Source organism: Streptomyces sp. NPDC042102, assembly GCF_055582305.1.
The window spans coordinates 1,356,346-1,369,289 of sequence record NZ_JBVJDL010000001.1; the positions used below are offsets into that span (position 1 = coordinate 1,356,346).

Sequence of the window (12,944 nt, forward strand, 5' to 3'; positions counted from 1 at the left end):
GCGGGCGTGAAATAACCAATATACGCAGAGAAATGCCCCGGCCGTCAATGCGACCGGGGCTTTTTCGCGTCGTGATCCGAGGAGGTCCGGTGGCGAGCCGAGTGCACCAGCCGGTGGAGGACGCCGAGTTCGATTTCGTCCTCGCGATGGCCGGCACCCCGGTGCTCGCCTATTTCTGCGGCACCTGGCCCAAGGCGCTCGCCGCCACGCGCGCGATGGACACCGTGGTACGCGAGGCCGCCCAGGAGTACGGCACCCGGCTGACCGTGGTCCGCGCCGACATGACCCGCTGCCCCGCCGCGACCCGGCGGTTCGCCGTCACCTCCTCGCCCTGGCTGGTGCTGGTCGGGGACGGCGAGGTGATCGCCTCCCACGCCGGCGCGCTGGACGGCGTCCAACTCGGGGAGTTCCTGGCCGCACACCTGTGACACGCGGGCGTGCGCCGGTGACGCGCGGGCGTGCGTCCGCGACCGGGCGCCGCTGCGCCGAAGTGGCGCGGCCCCCGGTCGCGGGGCCGGGGGTGGCCGCGAGGGCCGGTACCGGGAGGTCCGGTAAACGTGCGCCACTACAGAAAGCGCACGTCCGATCACATTCCATGACCGATGGCGCCGCTGCGCCCTTCGGGGGTGGCAGGCGGGTGACGGGCGGCTCCGTGTCCCGGTCGCGGCGAAGGGCCCCCGGGTCGGGGGCCCTTGCCGTGGTGCTGTGCAGTTCTCCCGTCGTGCCGGCGGTGCGTGCTCGCGCCGCCGGGTCCGTCACATCGCGCGTGCGCGGCCCATCCGGTCGGCGCCGCGGCTGCCGCTGGCGGCCATGGCCAGGCCGAGCAGCAGGGCGATGGCGCCGGCGATGACGTTGCTCCAGATGGAGCGCGTCGTGCTCACGTTCCCCGAGACGACCCACGGAGCGACGATCGTCCACGCGCCGAGCGCGCAGGCCGCCCAGGCCATCGCGTGCGTGCGCTCGTACGCGGAGCCGAGGCCGCCCATCATCAGGCAGTACGCGATGCCGACGATGAGGTTGCAGACCGTCAGCGTGGTCAGGTTGTTGAACCCGATGATCCACGGGGACGCTGCGATGTACACGCCGGTGAGCAGGGCCAGTGTTTCGGTGGCCTGTGCCCTGGGTGTGCTGGTGGCCCGCTCGAACCGGGAGCGCATCTCGGCGAGGTCGGGGTGGTGTTCGATGCTGGAGCTGGGATGAGTGGTCATGATGGCCGCCTTCTCGAGGAAGACCTTTATGTGCCTTTTATCCCGCATATTCCCCGCCAACCGCTCCCCGAACCACCAGGTCACGGAGACGCGGATCAGGTTTTCGCGCCGAGGTTCTCCGTGACGTCGAACAGGCCGCCGTCGGGGTCGAGCACCGTCACGGACCGCTCGGTCGCGGTCGTCTTGACCGCGGAAGTGGTCCGCCCGCCGTGCGCCACGGCCGCCTCGACCGCCCGCTCCAGGTCCGGCACCCGGAAGTGCACGTGCCAGCGCGCCCGCACCTGCGGCTCGCCGCCGCTGTCGCCGTCCCGGCCGCCCTCGCCGTCCTCGGCGGTCTGGGTGCTGAGCCGGGCGACCGGTTCGCCCCCCTGCCGCAGCACCACCTTGTCCTCCTCGTACGACACCTGGCAGCCGCCGGCCCGCTCGGTGGCCCACTCCAGGACCCCGCCGTAGAAGATGGCGGCGTCGAAGGCGTTGCGCGTCCGCAGCTCCAGCCAGGCCGGCGCCCGGCCCTCCCCGACGCGCCACTCGGAGCGCACCTGGCCCTCCCAGATCCCGAAGGTCGCCCCCTCCAGGTCGGCGGCGAGCGCGGCGCGCCCGCGGCCCGCCAGCGCGACGGGCCCCACGGCGACCGTGCCGGCGCGCTCCCGGATCCGGGCCACCGCCAGGTCCGCGTCGTCGACGGCGAAGTACGGGCTCCAGGCCACCGGCATCGACATCGACGTCGCCAGGGCCCCGATGCCCGCCACCGGCGTCCGGTCGAGCATGCCCACGCTGAACGCCTCGCCGAGCCCGCCCTTGCGGAACTCCCAGCCCAGCACCGCTCCGTAGAAGCGCTGGGCCCCTTCCAGATCGCGGGCCATCAGGCTCACCCAGCAGGGCGCGCCGAACACGTCACGCGTCGAAATCTCCATCGCGAGCACCTTCCCACAAACCGGCGCGTAGCTATCTGGAGTGATGTGTGATCACTCTGTGGGTTGAGGCAGCGACACCCGTTCGGCGGCTACCGTCGCGGGTATGCGAAAGATCACTCGTACGTTAGCCACCGCCGTGGCCGCGGCCGCGCTCGCCGCGCCCCTGTCCCTGTCCGCGGCGGGCACCGCCCTCGCGGCCGGACCGCCCGCCTTCGCCACGTCCGCTGCCCGCGCGGCGCCGGCCGCCGGTGCGGCCGCTCCCGGCGGCCCGGCCGGCTCCCCGGCCACGAAGGCGGAGGTGCGGCTCGAACTGCCGCGCCCCACCGGAGCGCTGCCCGTCGGCCGCGACACGCTGCACCTGGTCGACAGCGCCCGCAAGGACCCGTGGGTGCCGCAGGCCGACCGGGAGCTGCTGCTCTCGCTCTACTACCCCGCCGTGCCCCGGTCCGGCACGCCGGCCCCTTACATGACGCTGCCCGAGGCCACGGCCCTGCTCCAGGCCTGGCCGGTCGGTGAGCTGGTCACGGCCGAGGAGGCCGCCGCGACCCGGACGGCCGCGCGGGAGGGTGCCCGCCCGCTGCCCGGGCGCTTCCCCCTCGTGGTCCTCTCCCCGGGCTTCGGCATGCCGCGCACCACCCTGACCGCGCTGGCCGAGGACCTGGCGGCCCGGGGCTATGTCGTGGCGGCGGTCGACCACGCCTACGAGTCGATCGCCACCACCTATCCCGGCGGGCGGCTGCTCACGTGTGTCGCCTGCGAGCAGGCCGATGCCCCCGAGGATTTCCGCAAGGTCTCCGACGGGCGGGCCAAGGACGTCTCCTTCGTCCTCGACCGGCTCACCGGCCCCCGGGCCACCTGGCGGTACGCGCAGCTGATCGACGCCCGGCGGATCGGGATGGCCGGCCACTCCATAGGCGGTGCGAGCGCCGCCTCCACCATGGCCGCCGACCGGCGGGTGGACGCGGGCGTCAACATGGACGGCACCTTCTTCACGCCGCTGCCCGAGGGCGGGCTGGACGGCCGGCCGTTCCTGATGCTCGGCGCGGACCCGGCGCTGCGGCCCCCGGGACCGCCCGACACCTCCTGGGACGAGACCTATCAGCGCCTCGACGGTTTCAAGCGCTGGCTGGAGGTGAAGGGGACCGGCCACTTCGCCTTCACCGACACCCCCGTGCTGGGTGAACAGATCGGTTACAGCGATCCGGGCTCCCCGCTGTCGGGCACCCGCTCGCTCCGGATCACCCGGGCGTACGTGGGGGCCTTCTTCGACCAGCAGCTGCGGGGCATACCCCAGCCGCTGCTGAACGGCCCGAGCGCCGCGCACCCGGAGGTCGTCTTCCGCCGGCCGTGACGGCCCGCGCGGAGCCCCGCGAGGGCGTCATCCCTCCAGGAAGCGGGCGGACTTCCGGCGCAGCTGCCCGGCGAAGTAGTCGGGGGCGTCGGGCCGCATCCGGGAGAGGGCGACGAGCGCAGTGATCGCGGTGTCGGCGACCTCGTCGTGCACGTCCTCCCAGCTGTGGGAGGTGCCCTTGCGGGGGTTGGTGCCGCGGACGCCGATCACGGCCTGCGCGGCCTCGCCGAACTCCTCGCCGATCTTGAGGACTTGCAGGATCCACTGCTCCTCGGCCGGGACACCGCGAGCGGTGTCCCGGTCCGCGAAGAGGTCGGAGAGCGCGCCGATGGTCTTCCAGAGGTCATCCATGGGCTCCAGCATGTCAGTTGAGTTTCCGGGATGGCTTCTACTTGCCAATGTGGAAAGTAGAAGCCATCCTGGCAACGACATGCTGGTGACTGCGGATGCCGAGGGGGAACTGCCGTGGATGCACGCGGATATGACGGGGGATACGACATCGGGGCGCTGGGCCGGGCGGCCGCGCTGGAGAAGGCCGCGCGGCGCGGCAGCGGCTGGTACGAGCGGTACCTGATGGTGTTCGGCGCGGGCCAGCTGGTCCTGGTGCCGATGGTGCTGCTCTGGCACGGCGCGGGCGCCCTGGTCTTCGCCGTGGCGCACGGCCTCCTGGTCGGGGCCCTGAGCGTCTACGCCGCCCGGCAGCGGGCGGTGCGCCGCGGCTTCGGTGTGCGGCACGTGGCGGTCGTGGGGGTGTGGGGCATGTTCTTCGCCGTCACGGTGACCCTGGGCACCACGGTCTTCGTGGACCAGGTGCCCTTCGCGGTGGCGGGCACGCTCCTGTGCACGTTGCCGGTGGGCGTGGGCCTGTGGAACGAACGGCGGCGGTCGTCGTGACGGACGCGGCCGACGGCGCGGCCCGTGCCGCCGCGGCCGGGGGGAGCCACCCCCGGCACGCCCTCGACCCTCTGCTCAACGCCCCCGTGCGGTTGTCGGTGGTGGCGGCCCTGGCGCCGCTGGGCAAGGCCGAGTTCGGCTTCGTCCGCGACCTGGTCGAGGTCACCGACTCGGTCCTGTCCAAGCAGGTCGCGGCGCTGGAGGAGGCGGGCTACGTGGTGGTCCACAAGGGCCGCGTCGGCCGCCGCCCCCGTACCTGGCTCGAGCTCGCACCGGAGGGCCTCGCCGCCTACCGGCACCACCTGGCGGCCCTGCGGGCCATCGCAGGCGACTGGGCCTCCGGGTGACGGACGTGCGGTGCTCCGGCGGTCCCGGGCGGCGCATACTGACGGCGTGACCGTACTGATCGTCGATGCCGCGAACGTCGTCGGCTCCGTGCCGGACGGCTGGTGGCGGGACCGCAAGGGTGCCGCCGAGCGCCTGCGCGACCTGCTCGCCGGGCGCAGCGGCGACGCGGAGATCATCCTCGTCGTCGAGGGCGCCGCCCGTGGCGTCGAGTCCGTCCCGGGGGTCCTCGTGGACTCCGCGGTCGGCAGCGGCGACGACCGCATCGTCGAACTCGCCGCCGAGCACGCGGGCCGCGGCTGCGTCGTCGTCACGTCCGACCGCGCCCTGCGCACGCGTGTCCGGGCGTACGGCGCCGAGTGCGCCGGTCCCCGCACCGTCCGCCCGGCACCCGACGGGCCCCGCGGCGGGTAGCCATCGCCGCCGACCCGTGGCGTTCCCCCTCATCGATACGGACGTGTACCGATACGCGCGCGTTCCGGTACGCTTCCGTCTCGGAAGAAGTCGCGACCACCACCGAAAGCCGCCGTACCCATGACCGCCGCATCGCGCCGCTCGAAGATCACCCCGGAGCGGGAGCAGGAGCTCTTCGACGCCGTCCTGGACGAGTTGCGGGAGTACGGGTACGAGGCGCTGACCATGGAGGGTGTCGCCGCCCGGGCCAGCTGCGGGAAGTCCACGCTCTACCGCCAGTGGCAGACCAAGCCGCGGCTGGTCGCCGCCGCCCTGCGGGCCGACCGGCGCGGCACCCTCGCCGCCGTCGACACCGGCACCCTGGCAGGCGACCTGCGCGAGGCCGCCCGGATCGCGGCCGGGACCTCGGGCCGTGACACCCGGCTCACCCAGGCCCTCGGTCATGCCGTGCTCGGCGACGAAGAACTCCAGGGCGCGCTGCGCGAGGCGCTGGTGGCGCCCGAACTCGCCGCGTTCGGCGAGATGGTGGAGCGGGCCGTCGTCCGCGGCGAGATCGCCGCGGACCACCCGGCCGTGGAGTTCCTGCCGGCGCAGCTGATGGGCGTCCTGCGGATCCGGCCGGTCCTGGAGGGCCGCTACGCCGACGCCGACTACCTGCTCCGGTTCGTCGACGTGGCCGTGCTGCCCGCCCTGGGCCTGACCGCGCCGGCGCCCGCGGGCCCGGTCGCCGTGGCCCCCTAGAACCGGCGGGACGCCGTCCAGGATGACCGGACGTCGCCCCGCCCGCGCTGCCTCGTGGGGACGGCGGCAGCGCACCACCCGGACCGGGCGGCGGGTGCTCCTCTACGGAGCATCCGCCGCCCGGTCCGACCACGCCGCACCCATGACGGCGGTGAACTCCTGCGGCCCGGTGCCGAAGCCGCGCACCTGCGCGCGCAGCGACCAGGCGCCCGTCCCGTCGCGGGTGAACTCGGCGACCGTCGCCGCCGTGGCCCCGGCCACGCCCGCGAGATCGTCGGTGGCCAGATCCGTGTGCCCCTCCCGGATCCGCACGGCCGTACCTCCGATGGCTCCGAAGGTCTTGGCGCGGTCCTCGCCCTGGATCACCACCCCCACCACGACCCGGCGCAGCCGCGGATCCATCCGGTCGAGTTCGATCACCATCACCTCGTCGAACCCGAAGCCCTGGCCGGTGCGGCTGTCCCGGCTGAGCGTGACGGTCCCGTCGGGGGACCGGTTCCCGAAGTGCACCAGGTAGGCGGCGTCACCGTACGGATCGTTCGCGCCGTAGACCGCCGCGACGATGTCGAGATCGTGCGCGGGCGTCCCGGCCGGGCTCGGATCCCACCGCAGCCCCACCTCGACCCTGGTCAGGCCCTTGCTTATGCCCGTCACCGAACTCCCCTTCCTCGCGGCAGTGTTGCCCGCTCATGCTGCCACGAGGAACGGAACCGGCCGCCGGGGGACAGGCGTTTCCCGGCCATGTGCGAACCGCCGGTACCGGGTGTCAGGACGACGGCCCGGAGCGGCGGGCGTAGCAGAACAGGTGGTCCTCCGGGCCCGCGATCTCGCTCGCCGGCTGGTACGTCGACGTGTCGCTGTACAGCACCTCCAGGCCCAGGGCCGCCAGCCGCCGCAGGTAGTCGTCGGTGGACAGGCTGCTCACCGTCACCTTGTGGCCCATCCAGACGATCTCCAGATCCCTTATGTCACCGGGGACGGTCGCCATCACGAAGTACCCGCCGGGCGCCAGCCAGCCCGCGATCCGCTCCAGCGCCGACTCCACCTCGGCGCGGCTCATCACCAGCAGCGGGAAGAAGGCGCACACCGCGTCGAAGCCGTCCTCCGGCGCGCTGTACGTCCGTACGTCCGCCAGCTCGAAGCGGGCCCCGGGGACCCGTTCCCGTGCCAGCTCGACCATCGTCGGGGAGACGTCGATGCCCGTGACCGCGCAGCCCGCCGCCACCAGCCGGGCCGCGACCGGGCGGCCGGTTCCGCTGCCGATGTCGAGGACGCGGGCGCCGGCCGGGAGGCGGGCCGTGAGCCAGTCCAGGGCCGCCAGCTGGCCCGGCAGATCCGCGAACGCCTCCTCATAACCGGCGCCGAGCTCGTCGAAGAGTTCCGCCGCCGACACCTGATCCGTCATGCGTGTTCTCCGTCCGTCCGTCCGATTCCGCTTCCGTGTCCGTCCGGCCGTGCTACGTCCCGTCACCAGGATCTTTCGCCGTGCCGGATCGTTACCCTCAAATTTTGCTCAGATGTATGTACCTGCGCGCGTGACCTTTCTACTTTCCTCCCCAGTACGTCTTCACCAAGATTCATTCGGAAAGAGTTCCACATGAAGGTTTCCAAGGCCGGTTCGGTCGCCGCAGTGATCGTTCTGGGCCTGACCGCGTCGGGCTGCGGTGGTGGTGGGGACGCGGCTGACGGGAACCGCAAGATCTCCATCGGCGTCAAGTTCGATCAGCCGGGCCTGGGCCTGCGTGAGGACGGCAAGCTCTCCGGTTTCGACGTCGACGTCGCGACGTACGTCGCCAAGGAGCTCGGCTACAAGCCGGACCAGATCGAGTTCAAGCAGGTCTACAGCTCCGACCGTGAGCTCATGATCCAGTTCAACGAGGTCGAGTTCGTCGTCGCGAGCTACTCGATCAACGACAAGCGCAAGGCGAAGGTCGATTTCGCGGGCCCGTACTTCGTGGCCCATCAGGACCTGCTCGTCCGTGCCGGCGAGACCGAGATCACCAAGGCCGAGGACCTCAACAAGAAGAAGCTCTGCTCGGTGACCGGCTCCACGTCCGCCGAGAACGTCAAGGCGAAGCTCGCCCCCAAGGCGGAGATGATGGAGCTCGGCGGCTACTCCGAGTGCCTCATCGCCCTCCAGAACAGCAGCCTCGACGCCCTGACCACGGACAACGCCATCCTGGCCGGGTACGCCGCCCAGTCGGCGAACCAGGGCAAGTTCAAGCTCGCGGGCCTGAACCTGAGCAACGAGCAGTACGGCATCGGCCTGAAGAAGGGCAACACGGAGCTCCAGAGCAAGATCAACGAGGCCCTGCGCAAGATGGTCCAGGACGGCTCCTGGCAGAAGTTCGTCCACACCAACTTCGGCGCCGCCCAGTACAGGAGCGAGCCGGCCCCGCAGATCACCGAGGGCAAGTGACCGGAGACGGGGATCCGGATCCGATCACCCCGGGTGGCTCGGCCGACCCGGGTGATCCCGACGGCCCGGTCGCGCGGTTCCTGCGGTCGCGGGGCGCCGCGGCCATGGACCACCCCGGCGGCACCCTGCTCGACCACCTCGGGCGGGTGGCCGAGGTGCTCGGGCGCTGGGGCGCCGCTCGCGACGTACGCCTGGCGGGGCTGTGCCACGCGGCGTACGGCACCGACGGGTTCGGCCCGCACCTGATGGAGACCGCCGAGCGCGGCACGCTGGCCGGGCTGATCGGCGAGCAGGCGGAGGCCATGGTCTACCTCTACGGCAGCTGCGCGCGGGACGTGCTCTACCCGCAGATCGGCGGCCCCGGTCCGGTCACCTTCCAGGACCGGTTCACCGGCGCCGTGCACGAGCCGGCCGAGGCGGACCTGCGCGCGCTGATGGAGATCACCGCGGCCAACGAGCTCGACGTGCTCGCGCACAACGCGGACCTCGCCGCGCAGCACGGCGCCGCGCTGTACGGCTTCTTCGCGCGGGGCGGGGAGCTGCTGTCCCCCGCCGCCCGCGCGGCCTGCGAGCGGCAGCTCGCCCCGTACGCCTGAGGCACCGGATCCCCTGCGCGCGGAACACCGCTGATCGGCGCGCAGGGGCTACCGGCAAGCCGTCGGACCCGTACCGGCGGGAGCCGCCGCGCCGTTCCGGGGGACGGTGGACCCAGTGAATCAAGGGACGGGCGCGCGGGGCGATTGGTGGCCCCCACGGAATCCGGACGGTGATCCACACCCGCGTTCGTTCAATCATCCAAGAGGGCGATGGGTGGATTGCCCTCGCATGTGCGATGGCGATAGCGGCTTTCACCTGGTGAATGTGGATGTACGAGCTGCCCTGCGGCCATCACGTCGGCCCGACCGGTCCCACCAGCCCGTCGCGTAAGGTTCCGGACCATGACGCGCGAGCCCGCTCGTGCGGTGAACGGGCTCACCGGCCTCTGGGCGCGCGAAGGGCCGCCGCTGGAGGCGCGCCGCCTGGCGCAGCCCTCACCGAGGCGCCCCGGCAGCCCACCGCCGGCCCCGGGGCGGGCCTCCGCCTCCAGGGGCTCGCCCGCGGCTCCGCCCGCCTGGACCGGCGCGCGCGTACGGCGCGGGCGTACCGGCGCGGGCGTACGGGGTGTGCGGTTACCGGGGTGGGTCAGTCCGTGAACGAGCCGTGTCGGCCGGCTCCGGAGGAGAAGCGTTCGGCTCCGGCCCGCGTCTCGCCCGCCGTGAGGGGGACCAGGCCGTGGCGGAACTCGGCCGCCAGCGCCTCCGGTTCCGGCAGGCCGTGCTGCTCGCGGACGGAGAGCCGGTCTTGGCGCAGGCACAGCTGGGGGAACGCGGCGATCTCCCGGGCCAGTTCCTCGGCGGCCGCGCGCGCCCGGCCGACCGGTACCAGGCGGTTCGCCAGGCCCATCGCGTACGCCTCGGCGGCCGGGACCGGGCGGCCCGTCAGGATCAGGTCCATGGCCCGGCTCTCACCGATCAGCCGGGGCAGTCGGACCGTACCGCCGTCGATCAGCGGCACGCCCCAGCGCCGGCAGAAGACCCCGAACACGGCGTCCTCCTCCGCCACCCGCAGATCGCACCACAGGGCCAGCTCCAGCCCGCCCGCGACCGCGTGGCCGGCGATCGCGGCGATCACCGGTTTGGTCAGCCTCATCCGCGTGGGGCCCATGGGGCCGTCTCCGTCGGCACGCACCCGGTTGCCGCGCCCGGTTCCGATCGCCTTGAGGTCGGCGCCCGCGCAGAACGTGCCGCCCTCGCCCCACAGGACGGCGACGGACGCCCCGGGGTCCGCCTCGAACTCCCGGAAGGCGTCGGCCAGGCGCGCCGCCGTCGGTCCGTCCACCGCGTTGCGGACGCCGGGCCGGGCCAGGACCACCGTCGTCACGGGCCCGTCCCGCTCGACGCGCACGCACGTGTCGCCCCCGTCCGAGCCGTCGGTCCCGTCGGTCCCGTCGGTCCCGTTGTCCCAGTGATCCCCGTGGGCGTGCCCGGCCGCGCTCGTGTCCGTGTCATCCACCATGGCGGTCATTGTCGCTGCCGCGGGCGCTCCGCCGCCGGGCCGTTTCCGGACCGCCGCCGCCCCGGCACCGGTCCGCGTCCCGGCGTACGCATGCGCTCCGTCCGCGCCGGCCGCAGGCCCGCGACCAGACCGGCGATCACGACCGCGATCCCCAGCCACACCGGCAGCCCGGGCACCCCGCCGCCCGTGACGGTACCGACGGCCGCGGCGGCCAGCGGCGCGATCCCGGTGAGCAGCCCGGCGCGCCCCGCCCCGACCGCCTTCACCGTCGAGTACCACAGCACGAACGCCGCCGCGGTCACCAGCACCGCCAGATAGCCGACGGCGGCCCAGTCCGCGCCGTCCAGCCGCCGCACCGCCGACGGCCCCTCCGTCACCCCGCCCAGCACGATCAGCATGAGCGCGCCCAGCCACACCGTGTGCACCGAGACGCCCCAGGGTCCGTGCCGCCGCAGCACCGGCACCGCCAGCAGGGTGAAGCCGGCCTCGCAGGCCAGCGCCAGCGCCGCCCACCCCACCCCGGCCGCGTCCGTGCGGCCCGTGCCCTCCACCAGCACCGCGCCCGCCACCACCACGGGCGCGGCCAGCAGCACCCGCCGGCTCGGCCGGGTCCGCTCCAGCAGTGGACCGACCACCCCGAGCAGCACCGGTACGCAGGCCACCGCGACCGCGATCACCGCCGGCTCGGCATGCCCCACACCACGCACGACGGCCACGTTGAACAGCACGAGCCCGGTCGCCGCGATCCCGGCCAGCCACAGCCACTCGCGGCCGCGCGGCAGCACCAGCCGCGCGCCCGCCACCCGTGCCAGCGCCAGCAGGACGAACGCCGCGGCCACGTACCGGACCGCCTGGGCGGTGAAGAGCGGGGCGTCCACCAGCGTGCGCGAAACGGTGACGCTGCTGCCGACCAGGGCCATGCCCACCATGCCCGGCAGCAGCCGGCCGAGACCGGGGGAGGAAGGCGCCTCCGGGGAGGACGGGGAGGACGAGGAGGACGGGGCGGGCGGGGGAGACGGAGTGCCGGGGGGAGGAGGAGTGTCCATGGCCTCCACCCTGGCCCCACAATGGACCCATGAGCAGGTCCAAAGAGAGCCCGGACGAGGGGTCCAAACCGATCGGATCCGACTTCCTCCAGCTCGACATCGGCCAGGCACCGCCGGGCGGCCGTACCGAATGGCTCGCCGACCGGCTGCGCTCGGCCATCGCCGACGGATCCCTCCCCGTCGGCACCCGGCTGCCCGCCGGCCGGGTCCTCGCCGAGGAGCTGCGCGTCTCCCGGGGCGTGGTCACCGAGGCGTACGCGCGGCTCGCCGAGGCCGGCCAGATCGCCGGCCGCGGCCGGCTCGGCACCGTCGTGGTCGCCGCGCCCGCGCCCGCCCCCGTTCCCCCTGCCGCGCCCGCTGCCCCGGCGGCCGGAGCGACCACGCCGTTCGGCTCCGCCGACCGCGAGGGCGTCGTCGACGCACTGCGCGCCCTGCCCTGCCGGATCGACCTCTCGCCCGGCGTGCCCGACCTCGCCGCCTTCCCGCGTGCCGCCTGGCTGCGCGCCGAGCGGGCGGTCCTGGCCGACCTCACCCCGGCCGACTTCGGCTACGGCCACCCGCAGGGCGCGCCCGCCCTGCGCCGGGCGGTCGTCGACTGGCTCGCCCGCAACCGCGGCATCCGCGCCGACCCCGGTGAGGTGGTCGTCGTCGCGGGCGTGGCCCAGGCCCTCGCCCTGCTCGCGCAGGTGCTGCGCGCCGACGGCGTCCGGCGGATCGCCGTCGAGGACCCCGGTTCGCTCGGGGCCCGGCAGCAACTGGCGTACGGAGGCCTGGAACCGGTGGCCGTCCCCGTGGACCCGGGCGGGCTCGACGTGACCGCGCTGCGGGCGAGCGGCGCGCCGGCGGTGCTGACGACCCCGGCCCACCAGTTCCCGACCGGTGTGGTCCTCGACGGCGAGCGCCGCCGCGAGCTGCTGCGCTGGGCGGCCGGGGGCGGCGTGGTCATCGAGGACGACTACGACGCCGAACACCGCTACGACCGGCCCCCGGTGCCCGCGCTGCGCTCCCTGCTGCCCGAGGGCGTCTGCTACACCGGCAGCGTGTCCAAGCTGCTCGCGCCCGCGCTGCGGGTGGGCTGGCTCCTCGTACCGCCGCGGCTGCTGGACGCCGTGACCGACGCGAAGAAGTACGCGGACCTGGGCAACGGCACCCTCACCCAGCTGGTGCTGGCCCGGCTGATGGCCTCGGGCGAACTGGAGCGCCACCTGCGCCATGTACGCCGGCGCCACCGCCGGCGCCGGGACGTGATGCTGCGGGCCCTTCGGACCCATCTGCCCGGCGCCCGCGTGCACGGTGCGGCCGCCGGACTGCACCTCATGATCACCTTCGACGCAGCGGTCGGCTCGTCGGGCCCGGGAGGGGGCCCGGGCGCGGCCGCGGCCTCGGACGTCGAACTCGCCGCGGCCGCCCTCGCCCTGGGCGTCAAGGCGCACCCGCTGTCCTGGCACCGGATGCGCCCCGGCCCGCCCGGCCTGGTCCTCGGCTACGCCGCCGGCCCGGCGCACGAGATCGAGGAGGGCATCGCCCTGCTGGGCACCGCCCTGCGCGCCCTGTGAA

16 protein-coding genes are annotated in these 12,944 nt (G+C 73.9%); 9 read left to right on the top strand and 7 right to left on the bottom strand.

The features are described from left to right. The first annotated feature begins 89 nt into the window (after positions 1-89). Positions 90-428 carry a thioredoxin family protein gene (locus ACZ6KO_RS05490; RefSeq protein WP_469300300.1) on the top strand — a complete coding sequence of 113 codons (339 nt, stop codon included), beginning with the start codon at positions 90-92 and terminating at the stop codon, positions 426-428. A gap of 327 nt (positions 429-755) precedes the next feature. Here ACZ6KO_RS05490 and ACZ6KO_RS05495 read toward each other — a convergent pair whose 3' ends face one another. After that, the gene (locus tag ACZ6KO_RS05495; RefSeq protein WP_469300302.1) at positions 756-1,208 is read right to left on the bottom strand and encodes an SPW repeat protein; all 453 of its coding nucleotides are present in this window, start codon (positions 1,206-1,208) and stop codon (positions 756-758) included. A 95-nt stretch (positions 1,209-1,303) separates the two neighbouring features. After that, positions 1,304-2,122, bottom strand: coding sequence for a VOC family protein (locus ACZ6KO_RS05500; protein WP_469300304.1), 819 nt, complete (start codon positions 2,120-2,122; stop codon positions 1,304-1,306). Between the two features lie 103 nt (positions 2,123-2,225). On the opposite strand from ACZ6KO_RS05500, the gene ACZ6KO_RS05505 reads away from it, so the two are divergent. Beyond that, complete coding sequence (locus tag ACZ6KO_RS05505; protein ID WP_469300306.1) at positions 2,226-3,473, top strand: alpha/beta hydrolase family protein; 1,248 nt, start codon at positions 2,226-2,228, stop codon at positions 3,471-3,473. Between the two features lie 27 nt (positions 3,474-3,500). Here ACZ6KO_RS05505 and ACZ6KO_RS05510 read toward each other — a convergent pair whose 3' ends face one another. After that, positions 3,501-3,824 carry a MazG-like family protein gene (locus ACZ6KO_RS05510; RefSeq protein WP_469300308.1) on the bottom strand — a complete coding sequence of 108 codons (324 nt, stop codon included), beginning with the start codon at positions 3,822-3,824 and terminating at the stop codon, positions 3,501-3,503. Positions 3,825-3,938: 114 nt separating this feature from the next. Between ACZ6KO_RS05510 and ACZ6KO_RS05515 the strand changes: the two genes are divergently transcribed. From ACZ6KO_RS05515 to ACZ6KO_RS05530, 4 genes are all read left to right on the top strand, one after another. Further along, a complete protein-coding gene (locus ACZ6KO_RS05515) occupies positions 3,939-4,367 on the top strand; it encodes a hypothetical protein (RefSeq protein WP_469300310.1) in 429 nt (142 codons plus the stop codon). Next, complete coding sequence (locus ACZ6KO_RS05520) at positions 4,364-4,714, top strand: winged helix-turn-helix domain-containing protein (RefSeq protein WP_469301566.1); 351 nt, start codon at positions 4,364-4,366, stop codon at positions 4,712-4,714. Before ACZ6KO_RS05515 ends, ACZ6KO_RS05520 begins: the two co-directional genes overlap by 4 nt. Before the next feature lie 46 nt (positions 4,715-4,760). Further along, positions 4,761-5,126: an NYN domain-containing protein gene (locus tag ACZ6KO_RS05525; RefSeq protein WP_469300312.1), complete on the top strand. Its 366-nt coding sequence runs from the start codon at positions 4,761-4,763 to the stop codon at positions 5,124-5,126. A 120-nt stretch (positions 5,127-5,246) separates the two neighbouring features. Then, positions 5,247-5,867, top strand: coding sequence for a TetR/AcrR family transcriptional regulator (locus ACZ6KO_RS05530; RefSeq protein ID WP_469300315.1), 621 nt, complete (start codon positions 5,247-5,249; stop codon positions 5,865-5,867). A 102-nt stretch (positions 5,868-5,969) separates the two neighbouring features. On the opposite strand, the gene ACZ6KO_RS05535 is transcribed toward ACZ6KO_RS05530, so the two are convergent. Both ACZ6KO_RS05535 and ACZ6KO_RS05540 read right to left on the bottom strand, forming a co-directional pair. Further along, positions 5,970-6,521, bottom strand: coding sequence for a TerD family protein (locus ACZ6KO_RS05535; protein WP_469300318.1), 552 nt, complete (start codon positions 6,519-6,521; stop codon positions 5,970-5,972). 112 nt (positions 6,522-6,633) lie between these two features. Next, a complete protein-coding gene (locus ACZ6KO_RS05540; RefSeq protein WP_469300321.1) occupies positions 6,634-7,272 on the bottom strand; it encodes a class I SAM-dependent methyltransferase in 639 nt (212 codons plus the stop codon). Between the two features lie 192 nt (positions 7,273-7,464). On the opposite strand from ACZ6KO_RS05540, the gene ACZ6KO_RS05545 reads away from it, so the two are divergent. Both ACZ6KO_RS05545 and ACZ6KO_RS05550 read left to right on the top strand, forming a co-directional pair. Next, positions 7,465-8,286, top strand: coding sequence for a glutamate ABC transporter substrate-binding protein (locus ACZ6KO_RS05545; RefSeq protein ID WP_469300324.1), 822 nt, complete (start codon positions 7,465-7,467; stop codon positions 8,284-8,286). Continuing rightward, positions 8,283-8,882 carry a DUF6817 domain-containing protein gene (locus ACZ6KO_RS05550; protein ID WP_469300327.1) on the top strand — a complete coding sequence of 200 codons (600 nt, stop codon included), beginning with the start codon at positions 8,283-8,285 and terminating at the stop codon, positions 8,880-8,882. The genes ACZ6KO_RS05545 and ACZ6KO_RS05550 overlap by 4 nt, the downstream gene beginning before the upstream one ends. A 586-nt stretch (positions 8,883-9,468) precedes the next feature. Here ACZ6KO_RS05550 and ACZ6KO_RS05555 read toward each other — a convergent pair. Both ACZ6KO_RS05555 and ACZ6KO_RS05560 read right to left on the bottom strand, forming a co-directional pair. After that, entirely contained in the window at positions 9,469-10,341 is an 873-nt protein-coding gene (locus ACZ6KO_RS05555; RefSeq protein ID WP_469300329.1) for a crotonase/enoyl-CoA hydratase family protein, read from the bottom strand. A 5-nt stretch (positions 10,342-10,346) separates the two neighbouring features. After that, the gene (locus ACZ6KO_RS05560) at positions 10,347-11,387 is read right to left on the bottom strand and encodes a DMT family transporter (RefSeq protein WP_469300331.1); all 1,041 of its coding nucleotides are present in this window, start codon (positions 11,385-11,387) and stop codon (positions 10,347-10,349) included. Between the two features lie 29 nt (positions 11,388-11,416). Between ACZ6KO_RS05560 and pdxR the strand changes: the two genes are divergently transcribed. Then, a complete protein-coding gene (pdxR, locus tag ACZ6KO_RS05565) occupies positions 11,417-12,943 on the top strand; it encodes a MocR-like pyridoxine biosynthesis transcription factor PdxR (protein WP_469300335.1) in 1,527 nt (508 codons plus the stop codon). Position 12,944 lies beyond the last annotated feature (1 nt).

Bases quoted from the DNA above. Each gene is read 5' to 3' on its own strand.
- ACZ6KO_RS05530 (WP_469300315.1), top strand. From the start codon at position 5,247: ATGACCGCCGCATCGCGCCGCTCGAAGATCACCCCGGAGCGGGAGCAG.
- ACZ6KO_RS05540 (WP_469300321.1), bottom strand. From the start codon at position 7,272: ATGACGGATCAGGTGTCGGCGGCGGAACTCTTCGACGAGCTCGGCGCC.
- ACZ6KO_RS05505 (WP_469300306.1), top strand. From the start codon at position 2,226: ATGCGAAAGATCACTCGTACGTTAGCCACCGCCGTGGCCGCGGCCGCG.
- ACZ6KO_RS05510 (WP_469300308.1), bottom strand. From the start codon at position 3,824: ATGGATGACCTCTGGAAGACCATCGGCGCGCTCTCCGACCTCTTCGCG.
- ACZ6KO_RS05560 (WP_469300331.1), bottom strand. From the start codon at position 11,387: ATGGACACTCCTCCTCCCCCCGGCACTCCGTCTCCCCCGCCCGCCCCG.
- ACZ6KO_RS05555 (WP_469300329.1), bottom strand. From the start codon at position 10,341: ATGGTGGATGACACGGACACGAGCGCGGCCGGGCACGCCCACGGGGAT.
- pdxR (WP_469300335.1), top strand. From the start codon at position 11,417: ATGAGCAGGTCCAAAGAGAGCCCGGACGAGGGGTCCAAACCGATCGGA.
- ACZ6KO_RS05500 (WP_469300304.1), bottom strand. From the start codon at position 2,122: ATGGAGATTTCGACGCGTGACGTGTTCGGCGCGCCCTGCTGGGTGAGC.
- ACZ6KO_RS05545 (WP_469300324.1), top strand. From the start codon at position 7,465: ATGAAGGTTTCCAAGGCCGGTTCGGTCGCCGCAGTGATCGTTCTGGGC.
- ACZ6KO_RS05495 (WP_469300302.1), bottom strand. From the start codon at position 1,208: ATGACCACTCATCCCAGCTCCAGCATCGAACACCACCCCGACCTCGCC.